This window comes from Vibrio gallicus, from assembly GCF_024346875.1.
In the GTDB taxonomy this organism is placed as follows: domain Bacteria; phylum Pseudomonadota; class Gammaproteobacteria; order Enterobacterales; family Vibrionaceae; genus Vibrio; species Vibrio gallicus.
This window is the reverse complement of sequence record NZ_AP024871.1, coordinates 2,254,851-2,281,104: the sequence shown is the minus strand read 5'-3', so window position 1 is coordinate 2,281,104 and position 26,254 is coordinate 2,254,851. Positions and strand designations below refer to the sequence as shown.

24 protein-coding genes and 7 tRNA genes are annotated in these 26,254 nt (G+C 43.8%); 18 read left to right on the top strand and 13 right to left on the bottom strand.

What is annotated here, in order from left to right; all coding sequences use genetic code 11:
- The first annotated feature begins 12 nt into the window (after window positions 1–12).
- From OCU28_RS10665 to OCU28_RS10655, 3 genes are all read left to right on the top strand, one after another.
- Window positions 13–1,452, top strand: coding sequence for an ATP-binding cassette domain-containing protein (locus tag OCU28_RS10665; RefSeq protein ID WP_261816150.1), 1,440 nt, complete (start codon window positions 13–15; stop codon window positions 1,450–1,452).
- Between the two features lie 88 nt (window positions 1,453–1,540).
- Window positions 1,541–3,133, top strand: a complete 1,593-nt coding sequence (locus tag OCU28_RS10660) for an ABC-F family ATPase (RefSeq protein ID WP_261816149.1) — start codon at window positions 1,541–1,543, stop codon at window positions 3,131–3,133.
- Window positions 3,134–3,310: 177 nt separating this feature from the next.
- Entirely contained in the window at window positions 3,311–3,877 is a 567-nt protein-coding gene (locus tag OCU28_RS10655; protein ID WP_261816148.1) for a VC2662 family protein, read from the top strand.
- A 10-nt stretch (window positions 3,878–3,887) separates the two neighbouring features.
- Here the strand turns inward: OCU28_RS10655 and epmB are convergent, their stop codons facing one another.
- Window positions 3,888–4,910: an EF-P beta-lysylation protein EpmB gene (epmB, locus tag OCU28_RS10650; RefSeq protein ID WP_261816147.1), complete on the bottom strand. Its 1,023-nt coding sequence runs from the start codon at window positions 4,908–4,910 to the stop codon at window positions 3,888–3,890.
- 33 nt (window positions 4,911–4,943) lie between these two features.
- Between epmB and efp the strand changes: the two genes are divergently transcribed.
- Window positions 4,944–5,510: an elongation factor P gene (gene efp / locus OCU28_RS10645; RefSeq protein ID WP_261816146.1), complete on the top strand. Its 567-nt coding sequence runs from the start codon at window positions 4,944–4,946 to the stop codon at window positions 5,508–5,510.
- A gap of 69 nt (window positions 5,511–5,579) precedes the next feature.
- Here efp and frdD read toward each other — a convergent pair whose 3' ends face one another.
- The 4 genes from frdD to frdA are packed head-to-tail and all read right to left on the bottom strand — an operon-like array spanning window position 5,580 to window position 8,861.
- The gene (gene frdD, locus OCU28_RS10640) at window positions 5,580–5,942 is read right to left on the bottom strand and encodes a fumarate reductase subunit FrdD (RefSeq protein WP_261816145.1); all 363 of its coding nucleotides are present in this window, start codon (window positions 5,940–5,942) and stop codon (window positions 5,580–5,582) included.
- A 10-nt stretch (window positions 5,943–5,952) separates the two neighbouring features.
- A complete protein-coding gene (frdC, locus tag OCU28_RS10635; RefSeq protein WP_261816144.1) occupies window positions 5,953–6,336 on the bottom strand; it encodes a fumarate reductase subunit FrdC in 384 nt (127 codons plus the stop codon).
- Entirely contained in the window at window positions 6,337–7,074 is a 738-nt protein-coding gene (locus tag OCU28_RS10630) for a succinate dehydrogenase/fumarate reductase iron-sulfur subunit (protein WP_261816143.1), read from the bottom strand.
- A complete protein-coding gene (gene frdA / locus OCU28_RS10625; RefSeq protein WP_261816142.1) occupies window positions 7,074–8,861 on the bottom strand; it encodes a fumarate reductase (quinol) flavoprotein subunit in 1,788 nt (595 codons plus the stop codon). The genes OCU28_RS10630 and frdA overlap by 1 nt, the downstream gene beginning before the upstream one ends.
- A gap of 219 nt (window positions 8,862–9,080) precedes the next feature.
- Here frdA and epmA point away from each other — a divergent pair, with 219 nt between their 5' ends.
- The gene (gene epmA / locus OCU28_RS10620; RefSeq protein WP_261816141.1) at window positions 9,081–10,055 is read left to right on the top strand and encodes an elongation factor P--(R)-beta-lysine ligase; all 975 of its coding nucleotides are present in this window, start codon (window positions 9,081–9,083) and stop codon (window positions 10,053–10,055) included.
- A gap of 4 nt (window positions 10,056–10,059) precedes the next feature.
- Here epmA and OCU28_RS10615 read toward each other — a convergent pair whose 3' ends face one another.
- From OCU28_RS10615 to OCU28_RS10595, 5 genes are all read right to left on the bottom strand, one after another.
- Window positions 10,060–10,947 (bottom strand): DMT family transporter, encoded by an 888-nt coding sequence (locus OCU28_RS10615; RefSeq protein WP_261816140.1) that lies wholly within the window; start codon window positions 10,945–10,947, stop codon window positions 10,060–10,062.
- Window positions 10,948–11,012: 65 nt separating this feature from the next.
- Window positions 11,013–11,735, bottom strand: coding sequence for a glycerophosphodiester phosphodiesterase (locus OCU28_RS10610; protein WP_261816139.1), 723 nt, complete (start codon window positions 11,733–11,735; stop codon window positions 11,013–11,015).
- 19 nt (window positions 11,736–11,754) lie between these two features.
- A complete protein-coding gene (locus tag OCU28_RS10605) occupies window positions 11,755–13,170 on the bottom strand; it encodes an SLC13 family permease (protein WP_261816138.1) in 1,416 nt (471 codons plus the stop codon).
- Window positions 13,171–13,313: 143 nt separating this feature from the next.
- Window positions 13,314–13,817, bottom strand: a complete 504-nt coding sequence (gene rraA / locus OCU28_RS10600) for a ribonuclease E activity regulator RraA (RefSeq protein WP_261816137.1) — start codon at window positions 13,815–13,817, stop codon at window positions 13,314–13,316.
- A gap of 95 nt (window positions 13,818–13,912) precedes the next feature.
- Window positions 13,913–14,803 (bottom strand): 1,4-dihydroxy-2-naphthoate polyprenyltransferase, encoded by an 891-nt coding sequence (locus OCU28_RS10595; protein ID WP_261817482.1) that lies wholly within the window; start codon window positions 14,801–14,803, stop codon window positions 13,913–13,915.
- 130 nt (window positions 14,804–14,933) lie between these two features.
- On the opposite strand from OCU28_RS10595, the gene OCU28_RS10590 reads away from it, so the two are divergent.
- Window positions 14,934–15,584, top strand: coding sequence for a TetR/AcrR family transcriptional regulator (locus tag OCU28_RS10590; protein ID WP_261816136.1), 651 nt, complete (start codon window positions 14,934–14,936; stop codon window positions 15,582–15,584).
- 59 nt (window positions 15,585–15,643) lie between these two features.
- Here OCU28_RS10590 and asd read toward each other — a convergent pair whose 3' ends face one another.
- Both asd and rsgA read right to left on the bottom strand, forming a co-directional pair.
- Complete coding sequence (gene asd, locus OCU28_RS10585) at window positions 15,644–16,504, bottom strand: archaetidylserine decarboxylase (protein ID WP_261817481.1); 861 nt, start codon at window positions 16,502–16,504, stop codon at window positions 15,644–15,646.
- A gap of 68 nt (window positions 16,505–16,572) precedes the next feature.
- The gene (gene rsgA / locus OCU28_RS10580) at window positions 16,573–17,631 is read right to left on the bottom strand and encodes a small ribosomal subunit biogenesis GTPase RsgA (protein WP_261816135.1); all 1,059 of its coding nucleotides are present in this window, start codon (window positions 17,629–17,631) and stop codon (window positions 16,573–16,575) included.
- 137 nt (window positions 17,632–17,768) lie between these two features.
- On the opposite strand from rsgA, the gene orn reads away from it, so the two are divergent.
- From orn to OCU28_RS10540, 8 genes are all read left to right on the top strand, one after another.
- On the top strand, window positions 17,769–18,314 hold the full coding sequence (gene orn / locus OCU28_RS10575) for an oligoribonuclease (protein ID WP_261816134.1): 546 nt from the start codon (window positions 17,769–17,771) through the stop codon (window positions 18,312–18,314).
- Window positions 18,315–18,425: 111 nt separating this feature from the next.
- Window positions 18,426–18,501, top strand: a tRNA-Gly gene (locus OCU28_RS10570).
- Between the two features lie 57 nt (window positions 18,502–18,558).
- Window positions 18,559–18,635: transfer RNA gene (locus tag OCU28_RS10565), tRNA-Met, on the top strand.
- Window positions 18,636–18,684: 49 nt separating this feature from the next.
- Window positions 18,685–18,760 (top strand) — tRNA-Gly (locus tag OCU28_RS10560).
- A gap of 58 nt (window positions 18,761–18,818) precedes the next feature.
- A tRNA-Met gene (locus OCU28_RS10555) sits at window positions 18,819–18,895 on the top strand.
- A gap of 49 nt (window positions 18,896–18,944) precedes the next feature.
- A tRNA-Gly gene (locus OCU28_RS10550) sits at window positions 18,945–19,020 on the top strand.
- Window positions 19,021–19,078: 58 nt separating this feature from the next.
- Window positions 19,079–19,155: transfer RNA gene (locus tag OCU28_RS10545), tRNA-Met, on the top strand.
- Between the two features lie 49 nt (window positions 19,156–19,204).
- A tRNA-Gly gene (locus OCU28_RS10540) sits at window positions 19,205–19,280 on the top strand.
- Between the two features lie 477 nt (window positions 19,281–19,757).
- Here the strand turns inward: OCU28_RS10540 and queG are convergent.
- Window positions 19,758–20,888, bottom strand: a complete 1,131-nt coding sequence (gene queG / locus OCU28_RS10535; RefSeq protein ID WP_261816133.1) for a tRNA epoxyqueuosine(34) reductase QueG — start codon at window positions 20,886–20,888, stop codon at window positions 19,758–19,760.
- A gap of 176 nt (window positions 20,889–21,064) precedes the next feature.
- On the opposite strand from queG, the gene tsaE reads away from it, so the two are divergent.
- The 4 genes from tsaE to miaA are packed head-to-tail and all read left to right on the top strand — an operon-like array spanning window position 21,065 to window position 26,037.
- A complete protein-coding gene (tsaE, locus tag OCU28_RS10530) occupies window positions 21,065–21,529 on the top strand; it encodes a tRNA (adenosine(37)-N6)-threonylcarbamoyltransferase complex ATPase subunit type 1 TsaE (protein WP_261816132.1) in 465 nt (154 codons plus the stop codon).
- A gap of 20 nt (window positions 21,530–21,549) precedes the next feature.
- The gene (locus tag OCU28_RS10525; RefSeq protein WP_261817480.1) at window positions 21,550–23,199 is read left to right on the top strand and encodes an N-acetylmuramoyl-L-alanine amidase; all 1,650 of its coding nucleotides are present in this window, start codon (window positions 21,550–21,552) and stop codon (window positions 23,197–23,199) included.
- Entirely contained in the window at window positions 23,196–25,112 is a 1,917-nt protein-coding gene (gene mutL, locus OCU28_RS10520) for a DNA mismatch repair endonuclease MutL (protein ID WP_261816131.1), read from the top strand. The genes OCU28_RS10525 and mutL overlap by 4 nt, the downstream gene beginning before the upstream one ends.
- Complete coding sequence (gene miaA / locus OCU28_RS10515; RefSeq protein WP_261816130.1) at window positions 25,105–26,037, top strand: tRNA (adenosine(37)-N6)-dimethylallyltransferase MiaA; 933 nt, start codon at window positions 25,105–25,107, stop codon at window positions 26,035–26,037. The genes mutL and miaA overlap by 8 nt, the downstream gene beginning before the upstream one ends.
- Window positions 26,038–26,254: the final 217 nt, after the last annotated feature.

The following is a 26,254-nucleotide window of genomic DNA, read 5'->3' as shown; positions in this document are numbered from 1 at the left end:
AAGGAGCACAGTATGCATATTCAGGGACTCAATATCGGTAATGCTACCACTAAGCTGGTTATTAAGGATTGGCTATTAGGTGACAAGCATTGGGGAATACTCACCACTTCAGGCGATAGCAATCGATTATTGGAACAGGTGCTGACCCAAGAGATTGAGACGGACAGTGGCGTGCTTAACCAGCTCCCACAAGCGATAGGCTGCGTCTCTTTGTATGAACAACAAAAGCTTCTTGAGCGTGAGCTTGCCAATGATGAAACCGACTTTCAGGACTCTATAGATTACGGCTCTAGCGTTGAACAACTTATATTAGAGCTGGGTTGTAGTGAGCAGAAGCTTGAAGATGTAATACAAAAAGCAGACTTAGACTCACTAAAAAATCGACCATTTAGGCAGCTTTCAACAGGGGAAACCCGCCGCTTGATGTTAGCGAGAGCATTAGTTTTAGACCCTCAACTTTTGATACTAGATGAGCCCTACTCTGGATTAGATATAGCGCATAGAGCATCGCTGACCGTACTTCTCAATCAGCTTGCGAGTAAGATGCAGCTGATTGTTATGACCTCGCGAGAGGATGAGTTTCCAAGCTGTATTTCTAATATTGCCCTGTTTGATAATCAAAGGCTAAATCAAACACTGACCATGGATCAATGGCAGCAACATCCCTTGCGGCAGCAGGTACAAGCATTATCTCAATCAAAGAGTGAAGATTGGCTTGGGTTGATGGAGTCGGAACAGTCTATTCAGCCCGCGAGTGGGGCATTGATATCCCTTACCAACGCTAAGGTCGAATACCTTGATGGAGTGATCTTTAAAGACTTCACTTGGAGCATGGCGCGCGGCCAGCACTGGCAGGTGCGTGGACCAAATGGTTGTGGTAAGAGCACCTTATTAGGATTGATTGTTGGAGACCATCCACAATGCTATGCCAATGATATTCAGATATTTGGGATCAAGCGTGGGAGTGGTGAGTCTATCTGGGATGTTAAAAAGCGTATCGGTATTGTCTCTTCATCATTACACCTGCAATACCGGGTTGGGTGTAATGCCCTTGAGGTGCTGTTATCGGGTTACTTTGACTCAATTGGTTTGTATGAGCAACCGAGTAAGAAGCAAGTTCAATTTGCCCAGCGCTGGTTAGAGGTTCTTGAAATGGGTCACTTAGCCAAGGTTGGTTTTAAAAGCCTAGATTACGGGCAGCAACGCTTGTTACTGGTAGCACGAGCGCTTATCAAGCAACCTGAGCTATTGGTGCTGGATGAGCCATATCAAGGGCTAGATTTTATTAGTCGCCAACTTGTACATGCTGCCTTGGATAAGATTGCGAGTGCTAATTTAAGCACCTTGTTGTATGTCACTCACTATCAAGAAGATGAACTTAAAGCAATTCAAAGCTTTATTGACTTTGAACCACACTCAGAAGGGCATCGTTTAGTGATAAGTCACAAATAAAATTGTGTACAACTTCAAACTTTACTGGCTATTTTTCCCGCAAACGAGTACCTTTGCGCGGTTATTTTTTTATGCATAAGGGTCCGCTTTGATTTCCACAGCTAATATCACTCAACAGTTCGGTGCTAAACCACTTTTTGAAAATATCTCAGTTAAATTTGGTGAAGGCAATCGCTATGGCCTTATCGGTGCTAATGGCTGCGGTAAGTCTACCTTCATGAAGATCTTAAGTGGTGAACTAGAGCCTTCTGGTGGGAACGTTAGCTATGACCCAAATGAGCGTGTTGCTAAGCTAAACCAGAACCAATTTGCTTATGAAGAGTTTACAGTTATTGATACTGTAATCATGGGCTTTAAAGAGCTTTGGGAAGTGAAACAGGAGCGTGAACGCATTTACTCACTGCCTGAGATGACTGAAGACGAAGGTATGCTAGTTGCGGACCTAGAAGTTCAGTTTGCGGAGATGGACGGCTATATGGCAGAAGCCAAAGCCGGAGAGCTTTTGTTGGCTGTTGGTATTGAAGAAGAGCTTCACTATGGCTTGATGAGTGAGGTTGCTCCGGGTTGGAAACTGCGTGTGCTATTGGCTCAGGTGCTATTTGCAGACCCGCACATCATGCTACTTGATGAACCAACCAACAACTTGGATATGGATACTATTCGCTGGCTGGAAGAGACCCTTAATCAGCGTGATTGCACCATGATTATCATTTCGCATGACCGTCACTTCCTTAACTCTGTATGTACTCATATGGCGGATTTGGATTACGGTGAACTGCGCCTATATCCTGGTAATTATGATGAGTACATGACGGCGGCAACTCAGGTTCGCGAACGTTTACTTTCTGATAATGCGAAGAAAAAAGCTCAGATTTCTGAGTTACAAACCTTTGTATCACGCTTCTCTGCAAACGCATCAAAGGCTAAGCAAGCAACCTCTCGTGCTAAGCAAATTGATAAGATTCAGCTTGAAGAAGTTAAGGCATCAAGCCGCCAAAACCCATTTATTCGCTTTGAGCAATCTAAAGAGTTGTTCCGTAATGCACTGGTTGTGGAAAACCTAACTCAAGGCTTTGAAAATGACCTATTCACTGACTTTAACGCTATCTTCGAAGTGGGTGAGCGCGTTGCGATTATCGGTGAGAACGGCGTAGGTAAAACAACGCTACTTAACACCTTGGCAGGTGCACTTAATGCACGCTCAGGTGAGTTCAAGTGGTCTGAAAACTCAAATATTGGCTATTATGCTCAAGACCATGCCGAAGACTTTGCCGAAGACCTGAAGGTTTTTGATTGGATGTCACAATGGCGTCAAGAAGGTGAAGATGAGCAGGTAGTGCGCAGCTTCCTTGGTCGTATGCTATTTGGTCAGGATGATATTAAGAAGTCAGTAAAGGTTCTGTCTGGTGGTGAGCAAGGTCGTATGCTGTTGGGTAAAATCATGATGCATAAGCCAAACATTCTATTGATGGATGAACCAACCAACCACATGGACATGGAATCTATTGAGTCGCTAAATACTGCACTTGAGCAATATAAAGGGACGTTATTCTTCGTATCGCACGACCGTGTGTTCGTAGATTCATTGGCTACCCGAGTGCTTGAAATCAAAGACAATAAGATCAATGACTTCCGTGGTACATATGCGGAGTTGTTGAAGTCGCGTAGTATCACTGGCTAACGCTACTCGTTAGTTAGTTTTATAGATAGCCCTTAGCATCATGCTAGGGGCTTTTTTTATGATAAATATATGAAATTTTTGTCTTTTCCGTGTGAGTTTGTGATTTTGATTTATGCTTAGGTGAGTGCTTGATATTCAAGTCTATAACGTTGTAATCAAAATAATATGGATTTTAAAATGAAGAAACGACTAATAGCAGTAGCGACCACAGTAGCAGCCCTTACATCTCCTTTGGCTATGGCAGATAGCACACCTGTCATGTTCTCTTCAGTCAATGGGTTTAATGCCCCAAATGCAAGCTCGGTTGGTGGGGTTCGATTATCGGTATTACACGGTAAAGTAAGTGAAGTTAAGGGCTTAGATATTTCGGTATTGGGTATGTCTGAGCGAGATCGAATGACAGGTGTAAATATCGGCCTGTTCTTTGGTGGGTCTAAGGTAAATCAACAGATGACGGGGGCTGCATTCGGTCTATTTAACTGGAACCCAGGAAACACCACTGGGGCGAATATCAGTGCAGTTAATATTACCAATAATGTGAAAGGTCTAAACTTTGGATTGGCCAATTACTCTGAAGGTAAAACCAGTGCTGATGTAGCGTTTGCTAGTATCTCTAAAAGTTCAACCTTCCAACTGGGTATCTTTAATATGACCGATAAGATTGAAGGTGTTCAGATCGGCCTTATTAACTGTGCTGATAATGGTTTTTTGAAGTGCTTCCCTATCGTAAACTTTGCCAAATAGAGCCTAATATTTAACCTAGTTGCAAGTCGAGTGGAGTTTTACTCGGCTTGCCGCCAATTTCTCTAGTGAGTTTTGGAACTAAGTACCCGGAGGTATTTGCCATTACCTCTGCCATTATCTGTTTCGCTTTCGCGTCTGGAATATAAAAGTGAGTCGCTCCTGCTACCTTATCTAAGACATATAGATAATAAGGTAGGATGCCGGCATCAAATAGCTCCTCACCCAATTTAACTAGCACCTTCGCGTCATCATTCACCCCTTTTAATAATACCCCTTGATTGAGTAAGGTAACGTCTGCTTGCTTGAGCCTACGGCAAGCCAATACCAAGTCTTGAGATATTTCTTGAGGGTGGTTGATATGCATGACAAGTACGGTTTTTAGGCGCGTCTGTTGTAATATGTTACACAGTGCATCGGTGATTCTGTCAGGAATTACAACGGGCAAGCGGGAATGGATACGTAAACGTTTTAGATGCGGGATCTCCGCAAGCTTAGTAACTAAAAACTGAAGCTCTTCATCCTTTGCCATTAGCGGGTCACCACCAGATAGAATGACTTCATCAATCTCAGGGTGAGCGGCGATATAATCGATGTTAGATTGCCAAATGGCCTTTCCGCCTCGGTTTTCTGCGTAGGGAAAGTGCCGGCGAAAACAATAACGACAGTTTATAGCGCAGCTGTTTTTCAGTATCAGTAATACTCGATTGCGATATTTGTGTAATAGGCTAGGTTGCTTATTGCCTTGCTCTTGTAGAGGGTCTAATACAAAATCAGGGTGTTCAATGAGCTCTTCTTTGACTGGCAATACTTGCCTTAAAAGAGGGTCATTTGGATTGCCTTTTTCCATTCTCTCAACAAAGCTTAGGGGGACCCGTTGCGCGAAGGCTTTGCGTGCAATGAACCCTTGATTATATTGCGTAGGGTCGATCTGCAAATAGTCTAGTAGTTCTGCAGGGTCGGAGATCCCATCAGCAAGTTGTTTTAGCCAGTTTTTTTCAACAAAAACAGCTTTTTGAGTTATGATATGCGGCATTAAAACTTACTCTAGATATTAAAAGAGGACAACATGGCTACTGTAAGTACCAACGAATTTAAAGGCGGCCTTAAGCTAATGCTTGATAGTGAGCCTTGTGTAATCCTAGAAAACGAATACGTTAAACCAGGTAAAGGTCAGGCGTTTAACCGCGTTAAGATCCGTAAACTGCTTTCAGGTAAGGTTTTAGAGAAAACCTTCAAGTCAGGTGAGACTGTTGAAGTAGCTGATGTCTTGGACGTTGACCTAGATTATCTATATAACGACGGCGAATTCTACCACTTTATGAATAATGAAACATTTGAGCAGATTGCTGCGGATGTTAAAGCGGTAGGTGAAAACGCTAAATGGTTGGTTGAGAACAACACTTGTATGCTGACTCTGTGGAATGGCAACCCAATCGTGGTTACGCCACCAAACTTTGTTGAGCTTGAAGTTACGGAAACAGATCCTGGCCTTAAAGGCGATACTCAGGGGACTGGCGGTAAACCGGCAACACTGACTACGGGCGCTGTAGTTCGTGTACCACTATTTATCCAAATTGGTGAAGTAGTGAAATGTGATACTCGTACTGGTGAGTATGTAGGTCGCGTGAAGTAATTTCTGCTGTTAATAAAAAAAATGCCGCATCATATGATGCGGCATTTTTGTTTATAGCAAGGCGAGCAGTTAGATCATGAACACAAACACAACGGCTAGGCAGCTTAAGAATGCAGCTACAAAGTAGCAAGCAATCTTACCTACAACACCGGTGTGTAATTTAAGGTCATGCATACCATGGTGCAATCTGTGCATTGCATGCCACATAGGTAGCGCAATCGATGCAATAACAAATAACGCGCCAATTAGGCTAGTAGCGAAGCCAGAAACACGCTCATAGCTCATAGCATCAGCGTCAATCACTCCAAATGGGACTAGGATACCTAGTACAAATACTGTGATAGGGGTAATCATTGCAAACCAGCTACCACCAGCACCAAAAAGTCCCCACCATACTGGTTCGTCTGAACGCTTAGGATTCTTATTAATCACGTCATATTCCTTAAACTATGATTAGAACAACAAGTGAAATAAAGGCTACTGCCGCCCATTGAGCAAGAATAATTGCTTTTTTATCAACGGCTTTACCTTTAACGCGAATAGGCATTACCTGAGGCATCATGCTAAAGAATGTGTGTGCATGAAACAGGCTTCCTGCTAAAGCAAGCAGGTTGATAATGACTACGATAGGGTTTTTCATAAACTCAAGCCAGCTAGCCCAAGCTTCAGGGCCTTTAACTAAAGACCCCAGACCTATGGTTAAGAATACAGTGAACAGGATTAATGGCAGTACTGTTGCTTCTCGAACCATATAAGTACGATAGAAAGAGTGATCCTTCCACCAAGTACGCTTCATCTCACGAACATAAGGCTTACGATTACTCATTTACGCATCCTCCGGTTTTAGCATCGCAATCACAAAGTCTTTAGAAGACTCAATTTTGCCTTGGTTAACAGCCGCTGCTGGGTCAACATTTTTAGGGCAGACTACAGAGCAATAACCGACAAAAGTACAGCCCCAAGCGCCGTTGTCACCATTGATTAGTTCCATGCGCTCTTGCTTACCGTTGTCACGAGAATCTAGGTTGTAGCGGTGTGCCAGTGTAAGGGCAGCAGGTCCTATAAACTCGGGGTTTAAGCCAAATTGAGGGCAAGCTGCATAACAGAGTCCGCAGTTAATGCAGGCTGCAAATTGCTTGTAGCGAGCCATCTGCTCTGGGGTCTGGATGTTAGTACCATCTTCAACTTTGCGATCATTACCTATGATATATGGCTTGATTGCTTCTAGACGCTCAATAAATGGCGTCATATCAACAATAAGGTCTTTTTCGATAGGGAAGTTTGCTAATGGCTCTATCTTAAGTCCATTTGGGTAATCACGTAAGAAGGTCTTACATGCTAGCTTAGGAACATTATCGACCATGATGCCACATGAGCCACAGATAGCCATACGACAAGACCAGCGGTAAGCAAGGTCCTTATCTAAGTGGTCTTTGATATAACCAATAGCATCCAACACCGACATGGTGTCATCAAATGGAACCTCAAAGCTTTGCAGATACGGTTGCTCGTCTTTCTCAGGGTCATAACGGAGAATATCGACTTTTTGAATACGTGTTGGCATTACTTGTTTTCCTCTGCTTTAGCCGCTTCTTCTGCTGCTGCGCCGTATAGGCGAGCTTTAGGTTGAGACTTAGTGATGGTCACATTGCTGTAATCGATCGATGGTGCAGAATCTTGTTTGAAGAAAGCCAGAGTATGCTTAAGATAGCTACCATCATCACGCTCTGTACAACCCTCATCTAGGCGTTGATGTGCACCGCGAGATTCTTTGCGCAGGATTGCGGAGTGAACCATTGCTTCAGCCACTTCTAGGCCGTAACCCACTTCAATCGCATAAAGTAAATCAGTGTTGAATACCTTGCCTTTATCTTTGATGCTGATCTTCTTATAGCGCTCTTTGAGCTCAGTGATCTTATCAATCGTCTCTTGCATTAGGTCTTCACGGCGGTAGATACCACAGCCTGATTCCATGGTTTTACCCATTTCAGTACGAATATCAGACCAGCTTTCATCACCTTGTTGAGTAAGTAGGCCTTCGATACGTTTCTCAATCTCAGCAATCTGTGTTTCGATAGCGGAATCGTTCCAGCCTTTAAATTCTTGAGCGTGCTTGGTGGCTTCTTCGCCTGCTACACGACCAAATACTACAAATTCAGCCAGAGAGTTAGAGCCTAAGCGGTTTGCACCGTGTAGACCAACCGAGGCACATTCACCCACTGCAAATAACCCTTTGATTCGAGTCTCACAGTTAGGTTTGGTTTCGATACCACCCATGGTGTAGTGAACCGTTGGACGGATTGGGATTGGCTCTTTGGCTGGGTCTACATTGACATAAGCTTTAGCAAGCTCACAGATAAATGGTAGACGCTCTTGAAGGTACTCTTCACCTAGGTGGCGAAGATCCAAGTGAACAACATCGCCTAATGGGTGCTCGATGGTGTTGCCTTTTTGTTGCTCGTGCCAGAACGCTTGTGAAACCTTATCACGAGGGCCCAGTTCCATGTATTTGTTCTTAGGTTGACCAACCGGTGTTTCAGGACCCATACCGTAGTCTTGTAGATAGCGATAGCCATCCTTGTTGACGATAATGCCCCCTTCACCGCGACAACCTTCGGTCATCAGTATCCCTGTACCAGGAAGGCCTGTTGGGTGGTACTGAACAAATTCCATATCACGTAGCGGAATGCCATGGCGGTAAGCCATCGCCATACCATCACCGGTTACGATACCGCCATTGGTGTTGGTGTTATAAACACGGCCAGCCCCACCAGTTGCCAGAACAACGGATTTTGCTTTAATCGTTACCAGTTCACCCTCTGCCATATGAATGGCAATAAGTCCCTGAATTTCGCCTTGATCTACGAGAAGATCAACCACAAAGTATTCGTCAAAACGCTTGATTTGAGGGTATTTGATCGAGGTTTGGAATAGGGTATGAAGCATATGGAAGCCGGTTTTATCGGCTGCAAACCAAGTGCGCTCAACTTTCATTCCACCGAAGCGGCGAACGTTGATTTCACCATTTTCTTTACGGCTCCATGGGCAGCCCCATTGCTCCATTTGAATCATTTCGCGAGTTGAATTCTCAACGAAATACTCAACTACGTCCTGCTCGCAGAGCCAATCACCACCGCCAACGGTATCGTTGAAGTGATTATCTAGGCTATCTTCTTCCTTGACTACAGCTGCGGAGCCACCTTCTGCGGCCACCGTGTGAGAGCGCATAGGGTAAACTTTTGAAATTAGTGCGATTTCCATTTCTGGGTTCGCTTCAGCTGCTGCAATAGCAGTTCGAAGACCAGCGCCTCCGGCGCCGATGACAGCGATATCTGTGGTAATTGTTTTCACAGTTATCCTCCAGTGAGTTAAGCAGTATTAACCGCAATTTATATGTAGATGTCTGCTGACCATTCTAAGAGAATAAAGTTAGGAATAAATTGATTTATCCGCTTTTTTTCTTGGTGTTTATGGTAAAAGGTTTAAAAATGAATAGGTCTGTGACGCTCGTCATATGGAGGGGTGTGCATAGGGTCAAGGTTATTAACAATTTGCATTACAGGAATACGCATGCCAATAACATTCTGGAAACCAAGTGCTGACATTGCCGATTTACGCCTTCGTGCTGGGATATTAAGTCACATAAGACGGTTTTTCTTGCAGCGTAATGTGCTGGAAGTTGATACGCCTGCATTGAGTCATGCTGCGGTAACCGATATCCACTTACACACCTTTCAAACCCAGTTTGTAGGGCCAGGATATGCTGATGGTCGACCATTGAACCTGATGACCAGCCCTGAATTTCACATGAAAAGATTACTGGCCGCTGGTAGCGGGTCTATCTATCAGATATGTAAGTCTTTCCGTAATGAAGAAAGTGGTCGTTATCACAACCCTGAATTCACGATGCTAGAGTGGTATCGCATTGGATTTGATCATCATGATCTAATGGATGAAATGGATGAACTCTTACAGCAGATTCTAGGGTGTCAAGCGGCGCAGCGTATGACCTACCAACAGGCTTTTTTGACTGTGTTAGGGGTATGTCCTTTAGAGGCCAGTATGCAACAGTTGAAGGCGGTTGCTGATAGTTTAGGTTTGAGCGATATAGCGCAGCCAGAGCAAGACAGAGACACTCTTTTGCAGCTGCTGTTTAGCATGGGAGTAGAAACCAAGATAGGGCAACAGGTTCCAGCCTTTGTGTATAATTTCCCCGCCTCTCAAGCGGCTTTGGCTAAGATTAATGCCCAAGACCCTAGAGTCGCAGACCGCTTTGAGGTTTACTTCAAAGGCATTGAATTAGCGAACGGTTTTCATGAGTTAGATGATGCCAAAGAGCAACTTGCTCGCTTTGAAAGTGACAATCAAAAACGGGTAGACATGGGGCTGCAGCCGCAACCTATCGACCAATACCTGATTGAAGCAATTAAGCATGGTTTGCCACAATGTGCTGGGGTTGCTCTAGGGATAGACCGTTTGATTATGCTGGCGTTACACAAAACCCACATCGAGCAGGTTAGCGCCTTTTCATTCCCCAGGGCATAGTCAGTTAAGATACAATAAGCCCAGTACCTATTACGGCAAGTATCGCTCCAAACCATGCGTATTTGTTGGGCCGCTGCTTGGTGATCAACCACAGCAATGGAAGTACCATTATTGGTGTGGTCGAGGACAATAGCGCGACCATACCGACATTACCTTGCTGCAAAGCATATAATATTAGCGTCATGCCGACTGCCATGGCGATAAAGCCATTGAGGGCAGTGATAGAAAATATCTTAGCTGTGATTGGCTGTTGGGATTTGGCGAGCTTAGCGCCACTTAACCAGAATAGGCTATGCGCGGCAAAGGCGGTGATCATCCTTATTGCTGAGGCCGCAATCGGGCTGACATCGGTTTGCATTACTGGCTTTGCAATAATTCCACCAAGGGCTTGGCATAATGCGGCGAGAAGCCCTAATGACAAACCAATAGCTAACTTACCGTGTAGTGCTTCCCAATCGTTGTTACTGGCTCCCTTACGACCAAAAAATATGGCGGTTACTACACCTGAGAATACCAGTAGTGCCCCAATGAGTTCTGCGAGTTGCCATGTTTCACTAAAGATCCAATAGCCCAGTATGGCTGAAAATAGGGCATGGCAAGAAAACAGTAATCCAGCCTGTCTCGGCCCCATACGGTTCATACAAGCAAATAGGGCCGTATCGCCGATAAAGATACCGATGAAGCCGGACAGCACCATGGGGAGGATATGAGAGGCGTTGACTGTACCCCAGCCGCCTATCATGGCTGCCATAGCAGTAAGCATTACCGCTGTGCATCCCATGCGCCACCGACTATAGGAAAAGGGCCCTAAATGACGTGCAGGATGCACTGAAATAAGACTGGATATTGCCCATAAAAAGGCCGCGGCCAGCGCTAACCATTCGTATCCCATTGTATTTACTTAAGCCATTGATGATTTTAGCTAATATGCCTGAGAAACCATCAAGAGAAAACCCTTTACTCAGGCCAAAGTGGTGTTTGTGGGCTCATATCTTTGAAGTAATGTGTGGCCTCTGCTGGGTTGTCACAAAAGATACCATCAACCCCTAAGGCATAGAGGCGTTGCCAATCATCAGCACGATTTACGGTATAGACAAACACTTTTAAACCACGCAATTTAGCGTCATCGATCAGTTGCTTATCGACGGTATCTAGCGCCATATTGACGCTATAGGCTCCGAGTTCTTGAGCGAAACGACATAGACCAAGGGGCTTGCTAGCACTTAATGCCGCGATTTTATACTGTGGTGCTCGTTGATGCAGTCCCGCTAGCCAATGATGGTTGAATGAGGAGATAAGCAGTTGTTGTGGCTTGAAGTTGAATTCTTGTTGAGCCAATTCCAAGTGTTCGATTAAGGCTCCAATATCACTGATACCCTTGATTTCGATATTGATGGCGCAGCGTCCAGCGATAAATTTAAGGGTCTCTTTGAGAGTCGGAATCTGCTCGCCTTTACCAGCGTCTAGAGACTTAATCCCATCAATTGAATGCCAAGCCAATGGACCATGACCATTGGTGGTACGGTCGACCCATTTATCATGGATAACCCAGAACTCACCTTGATGCTGGTGGATATCAAATTCAATGGCGCAAGCTCCCCCTTCAATGGCCGATTCAAAGGCTAATAGAGTATTTTCGGGTAGCTCACATCGAGCGCCTCTATGCGCGATGACTAACATGGTATTTCCTTTAGTTAATTTAGGTTAAGACAAACATGGCTGTATAGACAATTCCAAGACCGAACAAGCCTAAAATGATGCCTGTTTTTGCCATATCTTTGCTATTAATAAGGCCGGTGGAATATGCCAATGAATTGGGTGGGGTTGAAACGGGTAAAATCATGCCGAGTGAGGCTGAAAAGGCCACCACTACCAGAAGACCTTGTAGACCACCGATCGATGCTAAACCTTGCATAGAGGTACCAATTGCGGCTGCTATTGGCATCAAAAGGTTAGCGGTAGCGGTATTCGACATGAAGTTTGCCATCAACCAACAGATGATAGAGAGGGTTAACACCACTGAAACCGGAGAGAGACTTTGATAATCAATGGAGTGCGCTAATCCCTTGGCTAAGCCAGTTTTGTCGAGTGCCAGTCCAATTGCAATCCCCCCAGCAACTAGCCACAGCACATCCCAGTTTATTTGTTTGATTTCAGCCTTACCCATGATGCCGGTTAAGGTAAATACCGCCAGCGGAATGACGGCAACAACATAGGTGTTCATGCCATGTAGTTTGGTTGTTATCCATAGAATGATGGTTGCGGCAAAAGTGATATAAACCACAATCGCCTGCCAAGATTTTAAGAACTTTCCTTCTAGAGCGAGTTGTAAGTGCGTCTGTTCGGAAGGAAATAGCTTTTGAAGTAGCAGCCACGCAATTGCGAGTTGCACGATAACAAAGGGTAAGCCAAACATCATCCAAGTCAAAAAGTCGATGCTGTGCTCTCCGGTTAGGTATTGTAATGCTATTGCGTTCGGAGGGGTGCCTATTGGTGTTGCAATACCTCCTGTATTTGCGGCAATAGGGATGCACAATACCAATGCCTTTATACCTAGGTCTCCAGGCTTAGCTGATGCCACAATTGGACCAAGTAGCGCGAGCATCATAACCGTGGTTGCTGTGTTAGACATAAACATGGAGAACACGGCGGTAATTAGCATAAGCCCAAGCATGATAAACTTAGGTTTACTGCCAAAGGGCTTTAACAGAACGCGAGCTAGATTATTATCTAATTGGTATTTAGAGGCGGCAATAGCCAGAGCAAATCCCCCCATAAACAAGATGATGATAGGGGAGGAGAAAGAGCCCAAGATATCGGTGTAAGGAATAAGGTGGCCAAATGCCTCATTTGTATGATCGATGCGTAGTACGTTTAGGCCTTTATCCGATAAGAAAATAAGCTGTAGAGTAATGATCAAAATAGAGGTCGCAAATACAGGAACAGGCTCTAGTACCCACAATAGAGCCGCCATAATAAAGATAGCGAGAAGTCGATGCTGAACAACGGTGAGCTGTGCAATAGGAATCCAACTGCTTGGCATCATCAATACAATTAGTGGTACTAAAATACTAATGAGAAGCCGAATAGTCTGTTTGGTTGTGGATTTATGCATTGCGTCGCACCTGTGTCATTTTCTATTCAAATTACTTGGGTATATTCCTTACCACCTTGTTTCTAATCAAAAAAAAAGCAGACCTCAATTAGAGATCTGCCAACAAATGTTAATTATGTTACCTTCCTCAAATAGCGGAAAGATTATTCTTCTTCTATTTCGAAATTGGTTTCTAACGCCTCTTGCGACAGGATGATCCCGGTATTATCTGCATAAATATAATCTTCAGGTAAGAAGCTTACTCCCGCAAAGTTAACCGGAACATCTAATTCGCCATTCTCACTGTGGGTTGCACCAACTGGATTTGAGGCCAATGCCTGAATACCTAAACTCATATCTTCAAGCTCGTCGACTTCTCGTACTGAGCCATAAACTACAATGCCTTCCCATTCGTTTTCTTCGGCAAGTGTTGCTAACTCAGCATCAATTAGAGCGCGTCTGAGTGAGCCACCACCATCAATAAGAAGTACGCGACCTTGCCCATCTTGCTCTAAAACAGAGCGAATCAGACCATTGTCTTCAAAACACTTTATAGTCGTAATTTGTCCTGCAAACGATGCACTTCCGCCAAAGTTACTGAACATCGGTTCGACAACATCGACTTGGTCTAAATAGACATCACAAAGAGCTGAGGTATTGTATTCCATGGTTCGTGTCACCTTCTGATTAGAGCTGTAGGTTGAGTATATCTTGCTTGTTAATAGGAAAACTGATTGTAGTTAACATTCCATAGCAAACGATGTTAAACAAGAATTGCGATAGAAAATAAAAGGTTAGCAATCAATGCTAGCTTTACAATGTCACCCATTAGAGGAGCAATAGCAAGGCTATTCGATGCTTGCTTGATGGCGATTAAATGCTTCATTGAGAATACAAAGATGATAGCTACCAGTACTAGGCTAAACAAATCTGCATGATAGGTGAGGAGGTAAAGTAAATAGCAAACCCAAGCAACAGTAACCAACGCCATATGGTAGCGCTTGGCTTTATCAAGCCCTAATCGAACTGCAACGGTTGTTTTTCCACATGCACTGTCATTGTCGATATCACGCATATTGTTGACATTCAGCACCGCGACAGCAAGCAAGCCTGAGGCTGTAGCAGGTAGGAAAAGGAAAAAGTCCAGTGTTTGCGCATGTAGGTAAAAGGTGCCGCCAACACCGAGTAATCCAAAAAATACATACACAGACAGGTCACCAAGCCCCATATATCCGTAGGGTTTCTTTCCCACTGTATAGGCAACGGCGCAAAATATAGCGGCAATACCTAATCCAATGAATACCCATATATCAGCGCTGTGGGTTAAAGAGGTCAGTATCAAAGTGAGCCCAGACATCACGCTTAATATAGAGCATATCACCATAGCTGATTTCATCTGTGTTAATGAAATAGCGCCGGATTGAATGGCTCGAGTTGGACCTATTCGGTCTTGGTTGTCTGTACCATGCTGTGCATCACCGTAGTCGTTCGCCAGATTTGATAAAATCTGAAGTAAAGTTGCAGTGATCAAGGCAAGGATACTCACAGACCACATGTAGTTGTCTTGAGAGTAAGCTAGGCAACTTCCCGTTACTATTGATGTGAGAGCTAAAGGTAAGGTTCTCGGTCGTGCGGCGGAAAGCCAAGATGAAATAGACAAAATAAAAGAATCACTATTGTTGGTATTGATTTAGAGTATATACCCAATGTAACGACCATTCACTCTGAAAAGCATAAATGAAATCATAGGCTTAAATTCTAAGGTATAGAGTTTTAATATTTTTATGAAAACAAAGAAAAAAATCACCAGAGGCGCTCTGGAACTGTTCAATCAGGAAGGTGAGCGTAATACCACGACCAATCACATTGCAGCCCATTTGGGAATGAGTCCAGGTAATCTCTACTATCACTATGCCAACAAGCAAGAAATAATCCGTGGCATATTTGACGAATATACCAAAGATTTGTTAGATAGATTCCGTCCTGTAGAAAGCCAGAATGAGAGCTTAGTGCTGCTTAAACACTATGTTAATTCGACCTTTTCTTTGATGTGGAAGTATCGTTTTTTATATGTAAATCTTGCTGATATCCTCGGTAGAGACGAGGCGCTACACCATCGATATCTGGCTGTACAACACAAGTTAAGAATTAACTTGGTTAGTATTGTTGAGTCTTTTTTAAGACTAAAACTGATTGAGATAGAGCATGCTGATATTCAACACTTAGTGACTAACTTACACGTGATTGCTACGGGGTGGTTGGCGTATCAAACGGCAATGAATGCCAATACCGAGATTACAGAGTCTATGGTTATGCAGGGGATGCTGCAAATGTTAGCGATAGTCAAACCATTGGCGACGCCATTAGGAATTGAACAATTAATGCTTTTAGAAGAGGGGTTGAAGATGTCACCTCCTTCTGAGGTCACAATCTAGTAGGCGCAAGTAAAAAAAAGGAGCATTAAGCTCCTTTTTTATTATAGGTATAGGCTCTACTACTCTTGGATGTGAGCGTAAGCGGTCCCTAAACGAGTTGTTTGTTCAAGCTGCATACTTGATGCAAATTCAATCGCGCCTTTCGGGAATAGATTGATGACGGTTGATCCGAGCTTGAATCTCCCCATCTCTTCCCCTTTTTTAAAGTGGATGGCTTTGTCACCTTCACTTGGGTAATCCCAGCGATATACAGAATTTCCAGTTGGAGGCGTAACTGTTCCTGCCCAAACTAATTCAATACTACCCACAATAGTTGCCCCAACTAATACTTGAGCCATTGGCCCAAACTCAGTATCAAAGATGCATACTACACGTTCATTGCGAGCAAATAGATTCTCTACGTTGGCAGCAGTCAAAGGGTTAACTGAGAACAAGTCTCCAGGCACATAGATCATTTGACGCAAAGTACCATCACATGGCATATGCACGCGATGATAGTCACTAGGAGAAAGGTACAGTGTGGCAAATTGCCCATCAGTAAACTCTTCAGCCAGATTTAGGTCACCACCTAGTAGGTCTCGAGCAGAATAATCATGATTCTTGGCCTGAATTAAACGGTCATTTTGAATTAAACCAAATTGACTCACGCAGGCATCTGCTGGATGGACAATAACCGACTCTTCTTCAACCACAGGGCGCATACCTGGCTTTAATTCACGTACAAAGAACTCGTTAAAGGTCTTGAAGTGCTGAGGGTCAGAGTGTAGTGCCTCATCCATGTTAATTTTATACTGCTTTATGAACCAGCGAATGATAGAAGTCGTCACGGCTCCAAGCTTTGCTGATGCCAACCTTCCTACTAAGCGGGTCAAGCTATGTTGAGGGAGCCAGTACTGAGCGCCCACTTTGATTTTATCAATCACAATATGATCCGTATTTATAAAAATTGTTGTGAATGTTACTTAAAAAGGTGCAGTTTGTCTAAATGCTACTGCTCTAACTTTTTATTGCGTGAATATTGTCGGTTCGCTTTGTTTTCTACCATGCTTTCAATGATTTTATGGTAGTTGTCGAATCGTGAACGGTGAATCTTGTTGTTGTTTACCGCCTCGACAATAGCACAACCTGGGTCGTTGATATGTTTGCAATCCCTAAAGCGGCATAAACCTAGGTACTCTCTAAACTCAACAAAAGCGGTAGTGACCTCATCGGCTTCTAAGTGCCAAAGCCCAAACTCACGAACCCCAGGGGAATCAATTAGATCTCCGCCAAGAGGGAAGTGATAGAGGCGTGCTGCCGTGGTGGTGTGCTGTCCTAATCCTGAGTTCTCTGAGATCTCACCTTCTTCAACATCCAGTTCAGGCATAAGAGCGTTAACCAAGCTCGATTTACCGACCCCTGACTGCCCTACAAAGACGTTGATCTTGCCTTGTAATTCTTGCTGTAAGGCTTCAATGCCTGCACCGGTTTGTTTACTAACCAATAACACTTTATAGCCAATATCGGTATAAATCTTAAGGCGTTCTTTATGCTGCTCTAATGAAGCTTCATCGGTGAGATCTATTTTATTTAACACCAGCAGAGGGGCAATGTTGAGGGTTTCCGAAGCGATCAGGTAACGGTCGATAATCGGAAGTGATAATTCAGGCAGTACTGAAGAAACAATCACCATTTGTTCAACATTGGCTGCGACTGGTTTTAGGCCGTCATAGTAATCTGGGCGAGTAAGCATAGAGGTGCGAGGCTCTACCGCCTCTACTACACCAGAAATACCTGCCATGGTCTCAAGGCCTTTACGCCATATGACTTTATCTCCAGAAACAAGGCTTTCAATGCCTCGACGAAGGTTGCAGCGTTGAATTTCACCTGAGGTAAGGTCTTCAATGTCCGCATGTTGACCAAATCGGGTAATTACTAGCCCTTTTTGAGTCTCGCCAAGCATTTTCTCATCCCAGTCGATACTGTTAGTATCCTGCTTGAGCCTTTTACTTTGGTTATGCCTGACTCGACGCACTTGCCCTTTGGTAAGCTTTTTCTTTTTGGCCATTAATTAATTTCCGACTTAATTGGCTTTTTAATATTGCAGAGTATCATATACCCTAATATATACAGACCCTAATATAAGTTATTCAATCAAACGAGATTGAATGGACCTCACTACATCAATCATAGGCAATTTCTTCCATGGCACTAAATGAAACCAACCTAATTTGGGTTGACCTTGAAATGACAGGGCTAGATCCTGAGACTCACCAGATCATTGAGATTGCATCCATTGTTACCGATAGCGAATTGAATATTCTGGCGGAAGGCCCAGTCATTGCGATTAATCAACCTCAGGTTGAATTGGATAAGATGGATGAGTGGTGTACCACAACCCATACCAATAGCGGGCTGGTTAAAAGGGTACAAGAGAGTAAAATCAATGAGCAACAAGCTGTTAAGATGACGATTGATTTCTTGAAGCAATATGTGCCTGCAGGTGTATCACCTATCTGTGGGAATAGTATTGGACAAGATCGTCGATTCCTATACAAGCATATGCCTGAGCTTGAGCAGTATTTCCATTATCGTTATGTTGACGTAAGTACCTTGAAAGAGTTAACCCGTCGCTGGAAGCCTGAGGTGTTGGATGGCTTTTCTAAAAAGGGCGTACATTTAGCTCTTGATGATATTCGTGAGTCTATTGCTGAGCTTAAGTATTATCGTCAAACAATAATGAAGATTTGATTGTTTTTTGAACGCTTAGTATAAATTTGAATTTTTTTTAGATTTAGGGGTTGCATCACAGGTCAATCAGCATATAATGCGCAACCTCGAACAGCGAAAGACGTTGTTGATGCGACACTAGCTCAGTTGGTAGAGCGCAACCTTGCCAAGGTTGAGGTCACGAGTTCGAACCTCGTGTGTCGCTCCAAATTATCTTCGTTTGAGAGCAGGTTTATCATTGTACCTAACGATGAGACAATACGGACGCGGGGTGGAGCAGTTTGGTAGCTCGTCGGGCTCATAACCCGAAGGTCGTCGGTTCAAATCCGGCCCCCGCAACCAATTTTAAGATGATTGGATGGTTTTACTACTATCGAGTTATCTGCGGAATGCGACACTAGCTCAGTTGGTAGAGCGCAACCTTGCCAAGGTTGAGGTCACGAGTTCGAACCTCGTGTGTCGCTCCAAATTCTCTTTAATTAGAGAGCAGGTTTATCATTGTACCTAACGATGAGACAATACGGACGCGGGGTGGAGCAGTTTGGTAGCTCGTCGGGCTCATAACCCGAAGGTCGTCGGTTCAAATCCGGCCCCCGCAACCAATTTTAAGATGATTGGATGGTTTTACTACTATCGAGTTATCTGCGGAATGCGACACTAGCTCAGTTGGTAGAGCGCAACCTTGCCAAGGTTGAGGTCACGAGTTCGAACCTCGTGTGTCGCTCCAAATTCTCTTTAATTAGAGAGCAGGTTTATCATTGTGCCTAACGATGAGACAATACGGACGCGGGGTGGAGCAGTTTGGTAGCTCGTCGGGCTCATAACCCGAAGGTCGTCGGTTCAAATCCGGCCCCCGCAACCAATTTTAAGATGATTGGATAGTTTTACTATTATCGAGTTATCTGCGGAATGCGACACTAGCTCAGTTGGTAGAGCGCAACCTTGCCAAGGTTGAGGTCACGAGTTCGAACCTCGTGTGTCGCTCCAAATATCCTATCTCAAGCTCAAACCTTTACTCTTATATTCCCTATTAAATTATTCTAGTTATTACCTAATTTACTGTTAATAATAAATTATGCACAGTGTTATCCACAATTGGCCATCTGTGGATAACTTGGTTGATAAAATATTTTTAATCATAAATGCAACGATCTGTTGTCAAGATCCTATTTGAAAGTAATAGTATTTATTTATGTAGTGAATTGTTTAAGGCTTTGAAATACCTAGGCTTAGACGGAAAATTCATGATCTTACCCTGTGCTGAGTGGGATCATAATCTACACATTTTTTGATCTTTATCATAACTAGAGGTTGTGTTTAACTTTATTACCTTTAGATATAAGCAGCGGTATGAAATTTTTTTCCACATAATTCGCCCCTCACGCATAATTATCTCCTGCATAACCACCAATAACCTCTATACCGTGGCTTCAAGGCCGTAAAATCTAGCTAATATCACTAGCTCTAGGCGTCTCTAGGCAGACCTTTCTGGATTATTCGAATTAGGCGTTCTTTTTTAGTTGACCGGGAAGGTCTCTGAATATGTAGTTTTTGTAATGCTTGCTGAATATGTACATCTAACACTTCGCCCAGCCCTAAGCGGCTTTCTAAAGCCTCGATAGCTTCAAACGAGTATGGGCCGTTACCAATGCCAATAGTTAGATTCCTAAGCCATTGCAAATACCCAATCCTTCGAATAGCTGATCCCTCAAAGTTTTTTAAGAACTGTTGCTCACTCCATGACAATAGAGTTAGGAAATTACTATCTGATAACGTGTCTCTTCGATGAAAGTCTCCCATTTTGGTAAGACTTGCCATTCGATTATGAGGGCAGACTAATTGGCAATCATCACAACCATAAATTCGATTACCCATAGCGCTACTGAGTTGTTCATCGATGACACCATCATATTCAATCGTGAGGTAAGAAATACAGCGCCTTGCGTCCACAACCCCTTCTTCTACAATCGCTCCGGTAGGGCAACTGGTGAGACATGCTGTGCATTTTCCGCAGTTGTCATCGGAGGGTGAGTCTATTGGTAGAGGTAACGCAATTAATAGTTCCCCAAGAAAAAACCAAGATCCTGCATCTTTGTTGAGAAGCAGCGAATGCTTTCCGCGCCATCCTAGGCCTGCTTTTTCTGCCAGTGGTCTTTCTAATACTGGAGCGGAATCGACGAAAGGTCGGTAATTGAGGGCTTGGTACTCTGGATTGGAATTGAGCTCGGCCTCGATATGCTGTCCAAGCTGTTTGAGTTTATTACGCATTAACTTATGGTAGTCGCGCCCTAATGCGTAGCGACTGATGTAGGCGGAAGCAGTATCTTGTAAATTACTAGCAAAGCCAGCTTGTGGTGGTAAGTAATCTAAACGAACACTGATAACTCGTATCGCACCGGGATGAAGTTCCTCAGGATGAATCCGTTTATCGTGATTTCTTTCCATCCAACTCATATCACCGTGATAGCCTTTTTCTAACCAGTTTTTAAGGCCTTGATCGTGATCTGATAGGTCTGTATCGGTAATACCTACCTGCTGAAAGCCAATTTCTTGGCCCCAGAGCTTAATTTTTTCGGCTAATTGACACAAATCCATAGTAACACTCAATAATAACAACTAACTTGTATTCATTCTTAGTAAAGCTTACCAAGGCTTGGCTAAGAAATTAGAAGGCGAAGTCTACCCAAAAATCGTAGGTTACTCGACAAAAGTCTTCTAATTGAGATAATGGTTAAATTATATTAATAGCTAAGCATAGGCTTTCTTAAATCATGAGCCATAAAATCTTCGAACTTAAAGACGAACAAGACACTATAAAGCTAGGCACTAAATTGTCGGGGCTGTGCACTGAACAGACCACAATTTATCTACATGGTGATCTCGGTGCGGGTAAAACAACATTTAGTCGTGGTTTTATACAGTCACTTGGCCATAACGGAAATGTGAAAAGTCCGACTTATACCTTAGTTGAACCGTATAACCTAGAACCATGGCAGGTATATCATTTTGATTTGTATCGCCTTGCTGATCCTGAAGAGCTAGAGTTTATGGGAATTCGTGATTATTTTACTAGCGATGCAATCTGCCTTGTCGAGTGGCCGGAAAGAGGGCAGGGTATTTTGCCAAGTCCAGATATCGATATCGATATTCGCTATCAAGGTGACGGACGAGTAGCATCACTAAAAGCAAACAGTGGCGTAGGCCAAAGATTATTAGAGAACTTGGAGTTAAGTTGAAGAATCAATTTTGCTGGGGACTGGTGGTATTTTTATTTTCCACGCTCTTCTCATCGGTACATGCAAACGAAATCAAGAATATTCGTGTCTCTACTTCCAACACTGAGACCCGTACTGTCATTGATCTATCTGCTTCAGCTGATTTTAGCTACTTTACCCTGCAAGATCCTCCTCGCTTAGTCGTTGATCTTAAGAATACTCGTAATAAAGCAAAGTTACCGAAGCTTGTGACTAAGAGCCCGACACTGACCAAAATACGAAAGAGCAGCGCGCCAAATAAATCATCATTTAGGTTAGTGTTCGAATTGAAAAATGCGGTGACACCTAAGCTGTTTAAGTTAGACCCTGGGAATGGTTCACAGCATAGGCTGGTTATTGATCTACCTGCGGCAACCTCTACAAAGTCGTCTAAGAGTACAGCGGCTGTTAAACCGGCAGTAACATCAAAGACAAACTCTAAAGCCAAGAGAGATGTATTGATTGTTATCGACCCAGGTCACGGCGGAAAAGACCCAGGTTCAATTGGCCCCTCTACCAAATATGAGAAGAACGTTACCTTAAGCATCGCTACCAAATTAGCCGCGCGTCTTGGGGCTGTACCGGGTATTCAAACCAAGTTGACTCGAACAGGGAACTATTATGTACCGTTAGACCAACGTATCGCGATTGCCGATAAGCATAAAGCACACCTCTTTATCTCGATACACGCGGATGCCTTTACTTCGCCACAACCTCGTGGTGCGTCAGTGTTCTTCTTAAATGAGCGTAGAACCAATACTGAGATTGCACGTTGGGTTGAAAACCACGAGCGTCAATCACAACGTTTAGGTGGCACAACCACAGTCACTCGTAGTGATAGGGTAGTCAATAAAACCCTGCTCGACCTTCAGTTTACTAACTCGAAGCGTGAAGGTGAAAAGTTAGCGATTGATATTCTGTCAGAGCTTAAAAAAGTGGCACGCTTACATAAAAGCAAGCCGGCAGAGGCAAGTCTGGCGGTGTTGCGTCAACCACAGATACCATCAGTATTGGTAGAAACTGGGTTTATCTCTAATCCAGTAGAGGAAAGGCTACTCACTCAGCGCTCGTATCAAGATAAGTTGGCCAGTGCCCTAACTAAGGCGGTAACTAAATACTTAAAAGCCAATCCACCAGAAAGTACCCGCTTTGACACATCAGCTCAAGGTTCGGGTAGTTATATCGTTAAACGGGGGGATTCACTGTCTAGAATTGCGGTAAATCATGGTACTTCGTTGAGTTCATTGAAAAAAGCCAATAACTTAAAATCTGACCATGTTCGAGTTGGGCAGCAATTAGATATCCCATCTCGCTCGACCTCAACCCTGAACACGGTAGAGACGCAGTTGCTTACGCATGTGGTTCGCTCTGGTGAGTTTCTTGGGAAGATCGCCAGTCACTATAAGGTATCAGTCTCATCGATTAGACGAGAGAACAACCTAAAATCAGACACGCTAAAAGTCGGTCAGAAACTCAAAATTACGGTAGCGGTAAAAGATGCCCCACTGCGCCGGCACAAGGTGGCTCGTGGTGAATTTTTAGGAAAGATTGCATCTAAGTACAATGTGAGTGTTAGCAGTATCCGCAAAGCAAATAACCTGCGTTCGGATGCATTGGCGATTGGACAAACCTTGATAATCCCAAATAAATGACAGAAATAAGCATATTACCTGCTCGCCTAGCCAACCAAATAGCAGCAGGTGAGGTTGTTGAACGACCAGCTTCGGTAGTTAAGGAGTTGGTTGAAAACAGTATTGATGCTGGTGCTACCCGAATTGATATTGATATCGAAAAAGGGGGCAGCAAGCTTATTCGCGTGCGTGACAATGGTAAAGGCATTGCCAAGCAGGAGCTGGAATTAGCATTAAGTCGTCATGCAACCTCAAAAATAAAGAGTCTGGATGATCTTGAAGCGATACTGAGTCTTGGGTTTCGAGGTGAAGCCTTGGCGAGTATTAGCTCGGTTTCTAGGTTAACACTTACCTCAAGAACACCAACCCAAGAGCAAGCATGGTCTGCCTACTCTGAGGGCCGGGAGATGCAAGTTAAGCTGCAGCCTACCGCTCATCCTGTGGGGTCGACAGTAGAGGTGCTTGACCTATTTTTTAATACCCCAGCTCGGCGTAAGTTCTTACGCACAGAGAAAACCGAGTTTGCTCATATTGAAGAGTTACTTAAGCGTATTGCTCTGAGCCGATTTGATATTACTATCAATCTTCGCCATAACGGTAAGATGATAAAGCAGTACCGAGCAGCAAAATCGGAAGCGCAATGGGAAAAGCGTGTGCAATCTGTTTGCGGCACAGCTTTTGCTCGCCATATGTTGCGAGTCGAACTGGAACATCAAGGATTAAAACTCAGTGGTTGGATTACCAGTCCGCAGGGAGCTCGCATGCAGAGTGACCTGCAATACTGTTATGTAAACGGCCGTATGATGAAAGATAAGCTGATCAATCATGCTATTAGGCAGTGTTATCAGCTGTCGTTGCGTCCTGAGCAATATGCTGCGTATGTATTGTTTATTGAGATAGATCCCCACCAAGTTGATGTGAATGTGCATCCTGCAAAGCATGAGGTTAGATTCCATCAGGCTAGGCTGGTACATGACTTTATTCATCAAACCCTGATAGATGCATTGCGACAAATAGATCAGACGATAGCGACTGATTCTCGTCGTGATAGTGCATTTGCGGTAACGCCACCTTCTGCAGTAGACCGCCGCACGGCAACTGACGATGCACTAGTAAAATCAGTACCAGCAGAACCCAACATAGGTTACTCACCGCCCGATAGACAACAACGAGAGGCGAGTGCGATTCGCCATGCTTCGGCATATCCCAATGCGGCAGGCTATTCCTCTAAGGGGGTCTCTGATGAGCCTGCCTCCTCGTATTCAAAGCCTGTACGTTCTCAGCCTAAGAGTGAGCCAAATAAAGCGATTACGGCACAAGATACAAGGTTGTATCAAGAGCTACTAACGGTAGATAATCCGCAAACTGCCCTTAAAGCGCACAAGCTTGGGAAGGCCCTATCTATTGTAAGTGACCGATATTTACTGTTACAAACGGATGTAGGGCCTGCATTGCTCAACTTGGCTCGTGCTCAAGTTCTAAAACTGCAACGACAGCTTAGTGTTGCAGATCGAGAGCTTATTTCTCAGCCCTTGTTGATTCCATTGGCATTAAAGGTTGATGAATCTGAGATTTGCTATTTAAAGCAAAATGCGGCTGTACTACAGCGCTTTGCCATTCAGTTGATGTTCAAGTCTAATTCCCGAGTTATGGTGATGGCGGTGCCTCAACCTCTTCGCAATCAAAACCTGCAAGCGCTGTTCTCGGCATTGCTGTTACGACTGGCAAACGAGTCTTCTCTAAACTCGAATCAGCTATCAGGTTGGATTGCCGAACAGATTGCTGATAGCGAAAAATCTTATACCCTCTCTGAGGCGGTACAATTGATGTCTGAACTTGAAGGTGCTTCTGCACAAAGCCTCGATTTGAGCGATAATACACTTATTCAAACCGTGGATTTTTCCACCCAAATAAAAGCATTTACACATGAATGATAAATGGCCACTGGCTATCTTCTTAATGGGGCCAACCGCTTCAGGAAAAACAGAGCTCGCGATTCGTCTTCGCCAACGCTTTCCTATTGAATTAATCAGTGTAGATTCAGCCCTTATATATAAAGGGATGGATATAGGTACCGCCAAGCCTTCGGCGGCAGAGCAGATTGCAGCCCCACACCGATTGATCGATATATTGGACCCAAGCGAATCGTACTCAGCAGCTGATTTTCGTAGAGATGCATTAGCTCAAATGGAAGAGATAACCGCTCAAGGTAAGATACCGATGCTGGTTGGTGGAACCATGCTTTATTATAAGGCGCTATTGGAAGGCTTATCTCCTCTTCCAGCAGCAGACCCAATGATTAGACAGCAGATAGAAAAAGAAGCTGTAGATAAAGGCTGGCAGGCTTTGCATGATGAGCTAAAGCAGGTAGACCCAGTATCAGCACAAAGAATTCATCCAAATGATCCTCAGCGACTATCGCGTGCACTTGAGGTGTATCGAATCTCGGGTAAATCGTTGACCGAGCTTACCAAGCAAAAAGGTGAGCCAATTCCTTACCGCGTAAAGCAATTCGCTATTGCACCTAAAGAGCGTTCCGAGCTGCACCGCCGGATAGAACTTCGATATGAAAATATGGTAGAAGCTGGATTTGAACAGGAAGTGAAGAAGCTTTATAAGCGTCCAGACCTACATGCCGATCTTCCCGCTATTCGATGTGTCGGATATCGCCAGATGTGGGAGTATCTTGATGGAGAGTACAGCTTTGATGAAGCAATATTTAAAGGGGTTTGTGCTACTAGACAGTTAGCCAAGCGTCAGATAACTTGGTTGAGAAGTTGGAAGGATTTGACTTGGTTAGATAGTGAGAATATTGGACAAGGAGTTGAGATAATCTCCGATATCATCGACTCAGATTAAGTTTTTAGAGTATTTATGTAAACTTCAATATGACATTTTTGTATAATCATCAAGTGTCATAAAAAGTGCAGCGTTAATCACTTTACTGAACCAAACCTAGCCCTAACCGAAATCGTTGAGTTTATTGGCTAAGCATAAGAAATAAATAGGTATTTATTGAGTGGTTTTCCGTAGCTCAAGTATTGGGGAGTTACTCTCAATCTAGTATCTTGATGTT

Excerpts from the sequence above, each read along its gene's own strand:
- OCU28_RS10665 (WP_261816150.1), top strand. The coding sequence starts at position 13 with ATGCATATTCAGGGACTCAATATCGGTAATGCTACCACTAAGCTGGTT.
- OCU28_RS10655 (WP_261816148.1), top strand. The coding sequence starts at position 3,311 with ATGAAGAAACGACTAATAGCAGTAGCGACCACAGTAGCAGCCCTTACA.
- epmB (WP_261816147.1), bottom strand. The coding sequence starts at position 4,910 with ATGCCGCATATCATAACTCAAAAAGCTGTTTTTGTTGAAAAAAACTGG.
- efp (WP_261816146.1), top strand. The coding sequence starts at position 4,944 with ATGGCTACTGTAAGTACCAACGAATTTAAAGGCGGCCTTAAGCTAATG.
- frdC (WP_261816144.1), bottom strand. The coding sequence starts at position 6,336 with ATGAGTAATCGTAAGCCTTATGTTCGTGAGATGAAGCGTACTTGGTGG.
- OCU28_RS10630 (WP_261816143.1), bottom strand. The coding sequence starts at position 7,074 with ATGCCAACACGTATTCAAAAAGTCGATATTCTCCGTTATGACCCTGAG.
- epmA (WP_261816141.1), top strand. The coding sequence starts at position 9,081 with ATGCCAATAACATTCTGGAAACCAAGTGCTGACATTGCCGATTTACGC.
- OCU28_RS10615 (WP_261816140.1), bottom strand. The coding sequence starts at position 10,947 with ATGGGATACGAATGGTTAGCGCTGGCCGCGGCCTTTTTATGGGCAATA.
- OCU28_RS10610 (WP_261816139.1), bottom strand. The coding sequence starts at position 11,735 with ATGTTAGTCATCGCGCATAGAGGCGCTCGATGTGAGCTACCCGAAAAT.
- OCU28_RS10605 (WP_261816138.1), bottom strand. The coding sequence starts at position 13,170 with ATGCATAAATCCACAACCAAACAGACTATTCGGCTTCTCATTAGTATT.
- rraA (WP_261816137.1), bottom strand. The coding sequence starts at position 13,817 with ATGGAATACAATACCTCAGCTCTTTGTGATGTCTATTTAGACCAAGTC.
- OCU28_RS10590 (WP_261816136.1), top strand. The coding sequence starts at position 14,934 with ATGAAAACAAAGAAAAAAATCACCAGAGGCGCTCTGGAACTGTTCAAT.
- rsgA (WP_261816135.1), bottom strand. The coding sequence starts at position 17,631 with ATGGCCAAAAAGAAAAAGCTTACCAAAGGGCAAGTGCGTCGAGTCAGG.
- orn (WP_261816134.1), top strand. The coding sequence starts at position 17,769 with ATGGCACTAAATGAAACCAACCTAATTTGGGTTGACCTTGAAATGACA.
- queG (WP_261816133.1), bottom strand. The coding sequence starts at position 20,888 with ATGGATTTGTGTCAATTAGCCGAAAAAATTAAGCTCTGGGGCCAAGAA.
- tsaE (WP_261816132.1), top strand. The coding sequence starts at position 21,065 with ATGAGCCATAAAATCTTCGAACTTAAAGACGAACAAGACACTATAAAG.
- mutL (WP_261816131.1), top strand. The coding sequence starts at position 23,196 with ATGACAGAAATAAGCATATTACCTGCTCGCCTAGCCAACCAAATAGCA.
- miaA (WP_261816130.1), top strand. The coding sequence starts at position 25,105 with ATGAATGATAAATGGCCACTGGCTATCTTCTTAATGGGGCCAACCGCT.